This window comes from Kushneria halocnemicola (assembly GCF_965650455.1).
Taxonomy (GTDB): domain Bacteria; phylum Pseudomonadota; class Gammaproteobacteria; order Pseudomonadales; family Halomonadaceae; genus Kushneria.
Genome location: NZ_OZ287968.1, coordinates 3,483,465 through 3,495,347 on the forward strand (window position 1 = coordinate 3,483,465; position 11,883 = coordinate 3,495,347).

11 protein-coding genes and 1 tRNA gene are annotated in these 11,883 nt (G+C 63.0%); 7 read left to right on the forward strand and 5 right to left on the reverse strand.

What is annotated here, in order from left to right; all coding sequences use genetic code 11:
- Positions 1-17: 17 nt before the first annotated feature.
- The gene (locus ACS92L_RS15850; RefSeq protein ID WP_438766074.1) at positions 18-542 is read right to left on the reverse strand and encodes a DUF501 domain-containing protein; all 525 of its coding nucleotides are present in this window, start codon (positions 540-542) and stop codon (positions 18-20) included.
- Positions 543-730: 188 nt separating this feature from the next.
- On the opposite strand from ACS92L_RS15850, the gene ACS92L_RS15855 reads away from it, so the two are divergent.
- Positions 731-1,066, forward strand: coding sequence for a hypothetical protein (locus tag ACS92L_RS15855; protein ID WP_438766075.1), 336 nt, complete (start codon positions 731-733; stop codon positions 1,064-1,066).
- 15 nt (positions 1,067-1,081) lie between these two features.
- Here the strand turns inward: ACS92L_RS15855 and ACS92L_RS15860 are convergent, their stop codons facing one another.
- On the reverse strand, positions 1,082-1,519 hold the full coding sequence (locus tag ACS92L_RS15860; RefSeq protein ID WP_438766077.1) for a hypothetical protein: 438 nt from the start codon (positions 1,517-1,519) through the stop codon (positions 1,082-1,084).
- A gap of 122 nt (positions 1,520-1,641) precedes the next feature.
- Here ACS92L_RS15860 and ACS92L_RS15865 point away from each other — a divergent pair, with 122 nt between their 5' ends.
- Positions 1,642-2,814 carry a MalY/PatB family protein gene (locus ACS92L_RS15865; protein ID WP_438766078.1) on the forward strand — a complete coding sequence of 391 codons (1,173 nt, stop codon included), beginning with the start codon at positions 1,642-1,644 and terminating at the stop codon, positions 2,812-2,814.
- Positions 2,815-2,869: 55 nt separating this feature from the next.
- Here ACS92L_RS15865 and ACS92L_RS15870 read toward each other — a convergent pair whose 3' ends face one another.
- A complete protein-coding gene (locus ACS92L_RS15870) occupies positions 2,870-3,805 on the reverse strand; it encodes a tetratricopeptide repeat protein (RefSeq protein ID WP_438766079.1) in 936 nt (311 codons plus the stop codon).
- A gap of 169 nt (positions 3,806-3,974) precedes the next feature.
- Here ACS92L_RS15870 and ACS92L_RS15875 point away from each other — a divergent pair, with 169 nt between their 5' ends.
- Positions 3,975-4,754, forward strand: a complete 780-nt coding sequence (locus ACS92L_RS15875) for a DUF3750 domain-containing protein (protein WP_438766081.1) — start codon at positions 3,975-3,977, stop codon at positions 4,752-4,754.
- Positions 4,755-5,360: 606 nt separating this feature from the next.
- Here ACS92L_RS15875 and ACS92L_RS15880 read toward each other — a convergent pair.
- Together ACS92L_RS15880 and ACS92L_RS15885 are read right to left on the reverse strand one after the other, a co-directional pair.
- Positions 5,361-5,437: transfer RNA gene (locus tag ACS92L_RS15880), tRNA-Met, on the reverse strand.
- A gap of 38 nt (positions 5,438-5,475) precedes the next feature.
- Positions 5,476-8,247, reverse strand: a complete 2,772-nt coding sequence (locus tag ACS92L_RS15885; RefSeq protein ID WP_438766082.1) for a DUF349 domain-containing protein — start codon at positions 8,245-8,247, stop codon at positions 5,476-5,478.
- A 225-nt stretch (positions 8,248-8,472) separates the two neighbouring features.
- On the opposite strand from ACS92L_RS15885, the gene minC reads away from it, so the two are divergent.
- From minC to sbcB, 4 genes are all read left to right on the forward strand, one after another.
- On the forward strand, positions 8,473-9,198 hold the full coding sequence (gene minC / locus ACS92L_RS15890) for a septum site-determining protein MinC (RefSeq protein WP_438766083.1): 726 nt from the start codon (positions 8,473-8,475) through the stop codon (positions 9,196-9,198).
- 42 nt (positions 9,199-9,240) lie between these two features.
- Positions 9,241-10,059 carry a septum site-determining protein MinD gene (gene minD, locus ACS92L_RS15895; RefSeq protein WP_115854619.1) on the forward strand — a complete coding sequence of 273 codons (819 nt, stop codon included), beginning with the start codon at positions 9,241-9,243 and terminating at the stop codon, positions 10,057-10,059.
- A complete protein-coding gene (gene minE, locus ACS92L_RS15900; RefSeq protein ID WP_438766084.1) occupies positions 10,056-10,310 on the forward strand; it encodes a cell division topological specificity factor MinE in 255 nt (84 codons plus the stop codon). The genes minD and minE overlap by 4 nt, the downstream gene beginning before the upstream one ends.
- Before the next feature lie 81 nt (positions 10,311-10,391).
- Complete coding sequence (gene sbcB / locus ACS92L_RS15905) at positions 10,392-11,858, forward strand: exodeoxyribonuclease I (RefSeq protein WP_438766086.1); 1,467 nt, start codon at positions 10,392-10,394, stop codon at positions 11,856-11,858.
- Positions 11,859-11,883 lie beyond the last annotated feature (25 nt).

The following is an 11,883-nucleotide window of genomic DNA, read 5'->3' on the forward strand; positions in this document are numbered from 1 at the left end:
GTCGTGCTGTCCGGCGCTCAGTCAACGCTTGCGGCCACCTGTGGATAGTGTTCATCGATCCAGGCGCCGATGGCGTTATGGTCGCTGACATGATGGGCATACTGCGTATGCAGACAGCGCACCTGCTGCCAGTTGGTAATGCCACCCACGCCGCGCTCGGTCAGGGCTTTCGTAAAACCCAGCCGCTCGATCTCGTCACGCTCGGGCTCGCTGATCCACGACCAGCGCTTTTGGACGTAGGCCTCGTGGCTTTGACGGTAGGCCTCGCGCAGCGCTTCGTTGTCCTGAAGGTGGGCTTCAAGACGCTTGATGACGCCATCGGCTTCAAGGTGCGACAGGGCAATGGTCAGCTCGCGGCTGCACAGCCAGTAAAGCGTCGGGAAGGGCTTGCCTTCCACCAGCGGGGCCACGCGCAGCGCCAGCGGCGTGCCGCGGCTGTCTTCGGCGCTGACGGCCTGAAGCCCGCGCGGCGTACGTCCCAGCTGCTGCGTGATGATGTCGAGCTGGGCGTCACTGGGGGCGTGGTCGGTACGAATAATCATGGTCGGATAGGCAGTTCGAAGTGGGCAAAGAGCGCACGATCGTGAAAGGAAACGGGCGGACGCCGCTTGTGTAAAAACGGACAGGCATCATAGACATGCCCCTGGCCGGCGGCAAGGCGTGTGCCACCATCTTATACTGACCGTCAGCCTGTCGCGATTTTGTCCCTGCCACCCGTTACGGAGACGCCATGTCACAAGGCGATGCCCCCACGGAAAACCGCTGCGCGCTCTGTGCGCGTCAGGGCGTGTCATTGACGCGCCACCATCTGATTCCGCGTGCCCTTCATGGGCGCAAGCGGTTTCGAAAGCGCTTTAGTCGCGATGAGATGAAAGGCGACATTTTAATGATCTGTCGGCCCTGTCATAACCATATTCATCGCGTGCTCAGCGAACGCGAGATGGCCGAGCATTACCACACGCGCGAGGCGCTGCTGGCACAGCCCGAGATTGCCGAATTCGCCCGCTGGCTTTCCGCTCGCCCGCCCGGTTTCAAGCCCAAGTCGCCTATCAAGCGCCAGCGCTGAGCCCGGGCCGGCGCGTCAGAGAAGGCGCTGGGCGCTGTGATCCTGCCAGGCTCTGGGAAGGCGCTCGTCGAGTGCCGGGGCAAGCCAGTGCGGCAGGGCGCTGCGGGCCTGATCAAGGCTCTCCCAGCGGCGCAGGCGTACCCATGCCCACGCCCAGCCGTCACACTGCGACGGCGTCTGCGGCATCGGATGGGCCGGCATCTGGGACAGTAGAAACAATGCGCTGCGCGCCGCCCAGCCCGGCGGACGATCGGCTTTTGATGCCGGCGCGGCCCAGCGTCTGAGCGTGTCGCCATCCGGGTCGCGTTCCGGGTCGCCCAGACTGGCGATCCGGGCCGTATCGGCCAGAATGATGCCCAGTTTCTCGGGCGTGGTATCGCCGATTTCGAGCCAGCGTTCGATCAGGGAAGGCAGGCCGGCCATGGCGCTGGTATAAAAGTCGCTGTCGGTCATGACGTGTCTACCTGGATAGGGTCAGCTCACAAAAGGGTAACGATGCCGCTTTTATTACGACATCATCTGTTCAATCACGCTTCGGTCAGGGTCTGACCGAACCTGCATTTCGGGGAGTCTGCATGTCGCACGACAGTGCCGCCTTTGATTTTACGACACCGCTGGATCGGCGCGTGTACCCTACCACCAAATGGCAGCTCTATGACGAGGACGTGCTGCCACTGTGGGTGGCGGACATGGATTTTGCCGTGGCACCGGCCATTCAAAACGCGCTGGCCGAGCGCCTGGCGCATCCGGTCTTTGGCTACACCCACGCCGACCGTGACCTGAAACAGGCGCTGTGTCAGTGGAGCCTGGCGCGCTATGGCTGGGAGATCGAGGCCGACTGGCAGCACTGGCTGCCCGGCGTGGTGCCGGCGCTTCATGTGGCAAGCCTTGCCCTGACCGAGCCCGGCGACGGCGTGCTGACCGTCACGCCGATCTACCCGCCCTTTCTGAAGGTCGCGGACAACACCGGGCGTACCGCCCAGACGGCCCCCATGCGTGCCCCAACGGAGGATGACCCGCTGTGGCGGCTGGATTTCGACGCCATGGAAGCGGCCGTCACGCCCCGCACCCGGCTGCTGCTCTGGTGTCATCCACACAATCCGACCGGGCGCGTCTTTGATGAAAAAGAGCTGTCCCGGCTGGCCGATTTTGTCGAGCGTCACGATCTGATTGTCTGCTCCGATGAGCTGCACTGTGACCTGATTCTCGATGGCAGCGCCCATCGCCCGCTGGCACACGCCGAGCCGCGTCTGGCCGCGCGGACCATTACGCTGTGGGCGGCGTCCAAGACCTTCAACGTGGCCGGGCTGACCAGCGCCTGCGCCGTGATCAGTGATGACAACCTGCGCGCGCGGTTCAAGCGGGGCTGTCTGGGGCTGATGCCCTCGGAAAACATCATGGGTGAAACGGCCGCCAGAGCGGCCTTTACCGATGGCGAGCCGTGGCGTCAGGCGCTGCTGGCACGGCTTCGTGACAATCTGGCGCTGATCGAGTCTTTTGTTGAGCGCTGGCCGGGCGTGAAGATGAGTGTGCCTCAGGCGACCTTTCTGGCCTGGCTGGATTTGCGTGAGGCGGGGCTCGGCGAGGCGCCCCAGAAGGCGGTGCTCAAGCAGGCGAGGGTGGCGCTTAATAACGGCGCTGATTTTGGCTGGCCCGGCTTTGCCCGACTCAATTTCGGCACCGAGCGGGCCCTGCTGGAAAAGGCGCTGACGCGCATGGACGTGCTGCTGGCAGCGCCCGCATCGTAGCCACAAAAACGCCCGGTCCCAAAAGGGCCGGGCGTTCAAACGTGGCGGGCATGGATCAGTAGAGTAGCGTGAACATCCGGCGACGATAGGTCACGGTCAGCGGATGGTCGCCGCCCAGGGCGTCAAAGACACGCAGCAGCGTCTTGCGCGCGGCGTCCTCACTGTAGGCGCGATCACGCTTCATCAGCTCGAGCAGCCCTTCAAGGCCGCGCTCGTAGTCGCCATCGGCCACGGCGCGCAGGGCACGCTGGAACTGCGCGTCGCTGTCATCGCGGTCTGACATCGCCTCGATCTCTTCCGGCGACAGCGCCTCCCGGGCGAAATCGACACGGGCGCGCACGCCGCGCGCCTTCACGCCGTCACGGTATTCCGGCGGCAGAGCGTCGATGATGCTCAGCGCGTCATCAAAGTGGCCTTCGCGGGTCATGACGCCTGCCATGTCGATGCGATAGTCATGATCGTTGGGGTTTTCGCTGATCAGCTGTTCATACAGGCTGCGGGCCGTGGCCGTGTCGCCGGCTTCCAGTGCCTGCTGGGCCTGCTCCTCAAGGCTCTGACTGCCGCCTTCAGGGGCGGTGATGTGCTTGGCAAGCCAGTCGCGCATCTGGCGCTCCGGCAGGGCCTCATGGAGCTGGTCATGGAGCTGGCCCTGGATGATCAGTTTGACGTCGGGCACCGAGCGAATGCCCAGCTGAGCGGCAATCTGCTGCTGCTCATCGATATTGAGTCTGGCCAGTATCAGAGTGCCCTGATACTCATGGGCCAGCTTCTCCAGCGCCGACATCAGGGTCCGGCAGGCCTCGCTCGAAGGCGACCAGCTCTGCAGTACCACCGGGATATGCATGGAGCCTTCCAGCACCACCTGCTGGAAGTTGGACATGTCCACATCGACAATAAACTGCGAGGCGTCGGTATGGCCACCGGCACTCTGGCCGGGCTGTGGCGACGGCGCGCCCATGGGTTCACCGGTTTTGGGATCAACGATCTGCATGATGGCAAACTCTCGCTAAAAGGGATTCACGATACGTTCGGATATAGGGTTGTTTATGGCGCTGGCCGACGGCGAATTCAAGATGCCCAGCCCAACAGGACAGGTGAGACATGCATGGCAACAGTAACGCAGCACCGAACAACGTCGTGACGCTGTCAGGGCGCGGGTCATGATTTTGATCAAATGGCTGACAGGCATCGTGGCACTTGTCGCGCTGCTGCTGGCAGGGCCTGCCATCGTGTGGTGGCTGGGTGGTATCGATACACGCACCGGCTGGGCCAGTGCCGGGCGGGAATCCGTCGGCCTGGCGCCCCGGGCCGGTGCGTTCGAGGGCGCCGTGGTTCAGCTCTACGGGGCGCGTGCCTATAACTGGCGCGGTGCCTTCGCCATGCACACCTGGATTGCCGTCAAGCCGGAAGGCGGGCAGGACTATACCACCTATGAGGTGCAGGGCTGGCGCCAGCCCACCGTTCGTACACGCTACGGCGCGCCGGATCGGGAATGGTTCGGGCAGCGTCCGCATCTGCTGGCGGATCTGCGCGGCGAGCAGGCAGCGCGCGCCATTGTCGGTATCGAGCGCTCGGTGAATGCGTATCCCTGGCCGCAGCGCTATCGCGTTTTCCCTGGCCCCAACAGCAATACGTTTATTGCCTGGCTGATACGCCAGGTGCCCGAGCTGGATGTGGAAATGCCTTCGCTGGCACTGGGCAAGGACTATCTGATCGATGACACAAGGGCGCTGGGGCATTTTTTCGGTCCGGCGCCCAGCAATACGGGCTATCAGGTGTCCCTGTACGGCCTGCTGGGCATCATGGTGGCGCGCGATGAGGGGCTCGAGTTCAACGTGCTGGGGCTGGTGTTCGGTATCGACCCGCTGGATCTGGCCATCAAGCTGCCCGGCATCGGCCGCATCGCGCCGGCACCGCTGTATCAGTCGCAGTACGAATGATGCACGACGCAATCCGTAGCCGGGCACCGGGCAGGGCATTCAAACGCCGGCCCAGGAACCGGTTATGGAGTCGTCGAGGCACCGATGTTGAAACCAGCAGAGAACCGATGACTCGGGCTATCACCGGCGTTTGATGCGCTCCCAGGCGACAGGCGTAAAAAAGCCGACCCGCAGGTCGGCTTGATACAAACTGTTGGTCGAGGGTAGCGGGGGCCGCCGATGTTGAAATGAACAGGGGACCGACGACTCGGGCTATCACCGGTGTTTGATGCGTTCCCGAACGGCAGACGTAAAAAAGCCGGCCCGCAGGTCGGCTTGATACAAGCTGTTGGTCGAGGGTAGCGGGGTCCGCCGATGTTGAAATGAACAGGGAACCGACGACCCGGGCTATCAGCGATGTTTGATGCGCTCCCGAACGACAGACGTAAAAAAGCCGGCCCACAGGTCGGCTTGGTACAAGCTGTTGGTCGAGGGTAGCGGGGGCCGCCGGTGTTGAAGTGAACAGGGAACCGACGACTCGGGCTATCAGCGATGTTTGATGTGCTCCCGAACGACAGACGTAAAAAAGCCGACCCGGAGGTCGGCTTAATACAAACTGTTTGTCGATGGTAGCGGGGGCCGGATTTGAACCGACGACCTTCGGGTTATGAGCCCGACGAGCTACCAGGCTGCTCCACCCCGCATCGACGTGCTGTGCATATTACGCGATTTTTCTGTGGTGTCAATCGTTTGTGTCAACTTCCTGCAACATTGCCATGAGTGAGGCCAGTCGAGGGGCGAGACGCTGCCAGTCCTGCTCATCGATCGGGCCGCTGGCGAGCAGTCGATACTGCAGCTGTTCGAGCTCTTCCATGGGGCCGGGCATATTGCCCATGGCATCGTTGAGCCGGGCCACCTGCACATCCAGGCGGCGTGAGGAGTCCTCGCTGCCCAGCGGGGCATCCACCAGCACGGAAAGATGCACGCGAAGATGCTCGAGCCATTCCCGGGCCTTGGCCTGCTCGCCGGTGGCGCGACGCTCGTTGCGCAAGCGATGCGCCTCCAGCGCCTGGGAGGAGAGGGGAAGTGGCGTGTCGACGCTGTCGGCGGGCTCGCCGGCCAGCGCCCGGCTGTCAGCGGCCACATGCGCCTCGAGCAGCGGCTGCCACTGCTGCCAGCGCTCGGCCAGCGTGCCCAGCGCCAGACGATCGAGGCGCTCGCGGCGATCGCGAAGAATGCCTTCCCAGCGCTTGAGCATGCCACCGGTGCGGGGGCCGTTGGGCAGGGGCATCAGGCCCTCGGCCTCTCTTTCGGCGTCATCGAGGATGGCTTGATCTGCCGCGCTTTCGGGCAGCCACTGGTCCAGTCGATCGATCAGCGCCTGCATCTGATCGAGGCGGCTGTCGCGTTGCTGCCGCTGCTGGGTGCGCTGCGCATTGCGCCGTTCGAAGATGGCATCGCAGTGCTGGCGAAAGGCGCGCCACAACGTCTGCTCTTCGCCTCTCGGTGCGCGGCCGAGCTCGCGCCAGCGCGTCTGCAATGCCTTGGCCGTGTCGGCACGACGCTCGTCATCGATGTCGGCGGTTTCAAGCTCGCGAATTTCATCGACCAGCGCCTGTTTGGCCTGAGCCACGGCGCGGGCCTGCTGATCGATCAGAGTCTGCAGGGCGCGCAGGGATTTCGTGAAGCGCTGGCGCAGCTCGTTTTCCCGGTCGCGCGGCACGGGGGACCACTGACGCCAGGCCTCTCTGGCGCGATCGCGGATAGTGCGCAGGCTGTCGGGGTCGGAGGTGGCCGCCGTATGGTTGATCAGCGTTTCCAGCTGTTCACACAGCCTTTCCCGCTCGGCCATGTTTTGTTCGCGCTGCTGATCCCGACGTTGATAAAAGTCGGCCAGCTGCTCGCGTACCCGGTCGGAGGCCTGACGAAAGCGCGTGGAACGCTCGCGCGAGGCGGCGGCGTCGCCGAGTGCCTTCCAGTCACGCACCAGGCGGCGGTGCTGCTGATCCCGGGCGGGCTCATCCATGTTCGCAGCCGCAAGGCCTTCCATGCCCTCGATCAGCTGTTCACGCTTGGGTGCGGCGGCAAAGTTGCGCCAGTCGCGCAGCTCATGGGTACGCTGACCGAGCTGGTTGAGTCGGGTTTGCAGGCCCTCGCGCCTGTCCGCCGGCAGACGCTGACGGCGCTGCATCAGGCTGTCCAGCAGCCGCGTGGCTTCCTGGAGCTCGCCGCGATCAAGCTGGTTTTCCAGCTGATCAAGGGATTGCTGGAACTGATCCGGGTCAAGTGTGTTGCGTGACGATGCGGCGCTGTCAGCCGGCGATACGGGCTCGGGCAGATGCGTCAAAAGGGTCGGGCAGGGGAGACCCGCCGGCCAGGCAATGGCGCGCCTTGATTGCTCGATGACCTGAAAGTCGCGGCGGTCGACGCCGTCCTGGAGTGTTTGCTGGTGCTGTTCGAAGCGCTGCCAGGCCGCGGTCAGTTCGCTGGCGTTTTGAACCAGGGCTTCAAAGCGTTTCTGGTCTTCCTGGCTCGGCGCGATGCGGTCGGTGAGATCACGCCACTGCTCGGCCTGCAGCCTGAAGTGGGCCTGCAGCTGGGCCACATCCTGGCCGTCGAGTGTGGCGCGATGCGCCAGGTCCTTCAGGGCCTGCTCCAGGGAGTTGATAATGCGCTGGCTGTCGCGACGGGCCATGTCCATGGCCTGTTCACGCGCCTGCTCTTCACGCTGGGCATTGTCGTGCTCGATCACGCGGGTACTGGTGACCTGCTCGACCTGATGAAACTTCTCGCGCTGCGTGTCGTCGGCATCATCAGCCAGCGAGCGCCACTCGCGCACCAGATGGCGATAGCGCGCCGGCAGCATGGGCTCCCACTGCTGTTGTGACAGTCGGGTCATGGCCTGGATCAGGTCATCGCGGCGCTGCTGTCGAGCGCTTTGTTCGCGTCGTTCGTCCCGGCGCCGATTGAGCCGGTCGCGGGCACCGCGCATGATCTGCTTGTCACGGCGCGCTTCGCGGGCGAGGCGCTCGAGCCCCTCGTCGCTGTCGATGCGCCCGGCTGCGGCCTGGCGTACGCCGGCAATCGAGTTCTGACAGGCCTGCTCGATCAGGGCGCTCTCGTCATGGATGCGCCCCAGAGCCGTCATTCGAAGCTGCTGGTTGTCGGCATGCGTGGCGACGTGGGTCAGCAGATCAGGGTCATCAATCGTTTCCACGACCTGCTGGCGCTGTTCCAGCGACAACAGGGCGCGCTCTCTGCCGGTGAGCGTGTCGAGCAGCGTGCGATGCAAAGGGGTGCCTGCCGCAACGGTGGTCAGCAGGGTCTGGTAGCGCTCTGGCGTGGCCAGGCGGGCGAGCGCGGCATGACGAACTTCAACGTTGTCGTCATGAAGCAGGGTCTCGAGTTTTTCGCGATCGCGCTCGACGCTCAGGCCGGCAATGGCTTCCTGACGGATACGAGGATCGGCGTGACGCCAGCGTGGCGCAAACAGACGTTGTAGAAATCCGGGCATGAGATCGATGTCTTTCCAGGCAACTGGCGGTGGCTGAATACCGGGCGATACAGGCGTTATGACGTCAGGGCGATGATAACAGGCCCGGAGATATGTAGCAGGGTCCCTCTAAAGGCGTCGGCAACTGGCGACACCTGACAGACGCCGGTACACACCGTATGATCATGACCCGGAAACACTATCATCGCTCAGGGCGTTCATTCATTATCCGACAGGAAACCGGGCATGAGTCTCAAGGTGGATCAGACGGCCACTGCCTTTACGTTCAAGGGCGGCATGCTGCCCATGACGGTCATGGAGCTTAACAGCCCGGACCCCGAACGTATCAGTGCGCAACTGGCAGGCAAGCTTAGCCAGTCACCGGCCTTTTTTCAGCATACGCCAGTGGTATTGAGTGTTGAAAAACTCGATGATACCTCACTGGCGCTGGAGCGTCTTTGCGCCGTATGTCGTTCGCACAAGCTGCTGCCGGTTGCGGTCAGGGGCGGAAGCGAAGGCATCAAGCAGTCGGCATGGGCGCTTGGACTGGGCTGGTTTCCACCTCAGGAGTCGCGGGAGTCGCGTACGCTGGCGTCGGTGACGCCGCCACCTTCGCCATCCCCCGTGGCGCAGGAAGTCGGCCATGGCGGTCGTATCTTTCGTGGTACGGTACGCTCGGGCCAGCAGATCAGCGCCGCCGAGGGTGACCTGGTCGTCGTGGGTGCCGTCAACGCCGGTGCCGAGGTGCTGGCCGCCGGCAGCATCCACGTGTATGGACCGCTGCGCGGTCGTGCGCTGGCAGGCATTCACGGTGATCGTGACTGCGGTATCTTCTGTCACGAGCTGCATGCCGAGCTTTTGTCAGTGGCCGGCAACTACAAGCGCCTTGAGGATATCGACCCGTCGCTGCTCGATACGACAGTTCAGGTCAGACTGAGAGACGATCAGTTATCCATAGAAGCACTCGTCTGACCACGAAGCCCCTTACAACGCAACAGTTACAGGAAGCGCATTTTGGCCAGGATCATCGTCGTTACATCAGGAAAGGGCGGGGTCGGCAAGACCACCAGCGCGGCAGCCATCGCTACCGGTCTGGCCTTGAGAGGCAACAAGACCGTCGTCATCGATTTTGATGTGGGCCTTCGAAATCTCGATCTGATCATGGGCTGCGAGCGTCGTGTGGTCTACGACCTGGTCAACGTCATTCAGGGCGAGGCGGGTCTTAATCAGGCCATGATCCGTGACAAGCGCTCCGACAATCTCTATATCCTGCCGGCCTCGCAGACCCGCGACAAGGATGCCCTGACGCTCGAGGGCGTCGAGCAGGTGCTTGAAAAGCTGTCGGAAGATTTCGACTATATCGTCTGCGACTCGCCGGCCGGTATCGAGCGCGGCGCCCAGCTGGCGATGTATTTTGCCGATGAGGCGATCGTGGTCACCAATCCGGAAGTCTCCTCGGTGCGTGACTCCGACCGCATCCTGGGGCTTCTGGCGTCCAAGACGCGGCGCGCCGAGCAGGCGCAGGACCCGGTGATCGAGCGGCTTTTGATTACCCGCTATGATCCCAATCGGGTCGACAGCGGTGACATGCTGAATCTGGAAGACATTCAGGAAATTCTGGCGATCAAGCTGATCGGTCTGATTCCGGAATCCGAGGCCGTGCTGCGCGCGTCCAACTCCGGGGTGCCGGTAACGCATGATCAGGACAGCGACGCCGGTCAGGCCTATAGTGATACCGTGGCCAGGCTTTTGGGAGATGAAAAGCCGCTACGCTTCCACCAGCTACAAAAGAAAAGTTTTCTGAGTCGGATCTTCGGCGGGGGGCGTCGGTGAAATTACTGGAGTTTCTAAAACGTGAGCGCAAGAAGTCTGCCTCGGTCGCCAAGGAGCGGCTGCAGATTATCGTGGCCCACCAGCGCGGCCAGCGGGGGCAGCCCGATTACATGCCCATGCTGGAGCGTGAGCTGCTGGAGGTCATCCGTCGCTATGTCGAAGTCGATCAGGATGCCATCAATATCAGTCTGGACAGCGAAGACAACTGTTCGGTACTGGAGCTCAACGTGACCCTGCCCAACCGCGACTGAGCCGCCGCTCGCATGCGCCTCTTTCGATGGCTTCGGTCATCGGGAGAGGCGTTATCGATGATATCTCCTGCCCCGTGATCCTTGTCTGGAGCCACTGCCTTGTCGGTCAGCTTTCTTTTTCACGACTACGAGACCTTCGGCGCCGACCCGCGCCGCGATCGTCCTTCCCAGTTTGCCGCCATTCGAACCGATGCGCAGTTCAATGAGATCGGTGAGCCCGAAGTCATCTACTGTCGTCAAAGTGATGACTATCTGCCTCAGCCGGTCGCCTGTCTGCTGACCGGGATCACGCCCCAGCAGGCCTCGCGCCGTGGCGTGCCGGAAACCGAATTTGCCGGGCGCATTCTGGAGATGATGCAGCAGGGCAATACCTGCACGCTGGGGTATAACTCGCTGCGCTTTGACGATGAAGTCACGCGCCATCTGTTCTATCGCAACTTCATCGACCCCTACGCCCGCGAGTGGCAAAACGGCAATTCACGCTGGGATCTGATCGATGCCGTGCGCGCCTTTTATGCGCTGCGACCGGAAGGCATCGAATGGCCCACGCGGGAGGACGGCAGCCCCAGCTTCAAGCTGGACAAGCTCAGCGTTGCCAACGGTATCGAGCACGGCGACGCTCACGATGCGCTGGCCGATGTGCGGGCGACTATCGAGCTTGCAAAACTTTTGCGCGCGCGCAATGAAAAGCTCTTTGACTATCTGCTGGGGCTGCGCGACAAGCGCCGGGTGGCCTCGCTTCTGGATATCAATACCCGAAAGCCCATGCTGCATATCTCGCGGCGCTATCCGGCCAGTCGCGGCTGCAGCGCCCTGATTGCCCCGCTGGCCATGCACCCGACCAATCCCAACGGGGTGATTGTGGTGGATCTGGCCATGGACCCGGCGCCGCTTTTCGAGCTCAGTCCCGAGGCCATTGCCGAGCGTGTCTTTGCCAGCGCCGATGAGCTGGCGGAGGGCACGTCGCGCATTCCGCTCAAGGTGATTCATCTCAATCGCAGCCCGGTGCTGATGCCGATCAAGGCCGTGGACGACACCGTGGCCGAACGTCTTGGCATCGACCGTGAGGCCGCCGAGCGGCACTGGCAGCAGCTCGCCGGCAGCGAAGAACTGTCGACGCGCGTAGCGCAGGCGTTCAGCACGCCGCCGCAGGCACCACCGGCCGACCCGGATCTGATGCTCTACTCGGGCGGGTTTTTCTCCAACAGCGACAAGCGCGAGATGGGCCGTATCCGGCAGACACCAATCGAGGCGCTCGAAGCGCTGCGCCCTGCCTTTCAGGACCCTCGTCTCGAGGAGATGTTCTTTCGCTACAAGGCGCGCAACTACCCGGAAGTGCTCACTTCAGAGGAGCGCGTGCGCTGGGAAAGCGATCGATGGGAGCGTTTGAACGATCCGAAGGTGGCGGCCATGACGCTTGCCGGCTTCGCTCGCGAAATCGAGCGCCTCAACGGGGAGCTCTCGAGCATGAGCGACCGCGATCGTCAGTGCATCGAGGAGCTGGTGATGCACGTCGAGGCGATGATGCCGCCGCAGGCCTTTGCCTAGGCCTGCGACACCGTGTTGCAGGAAA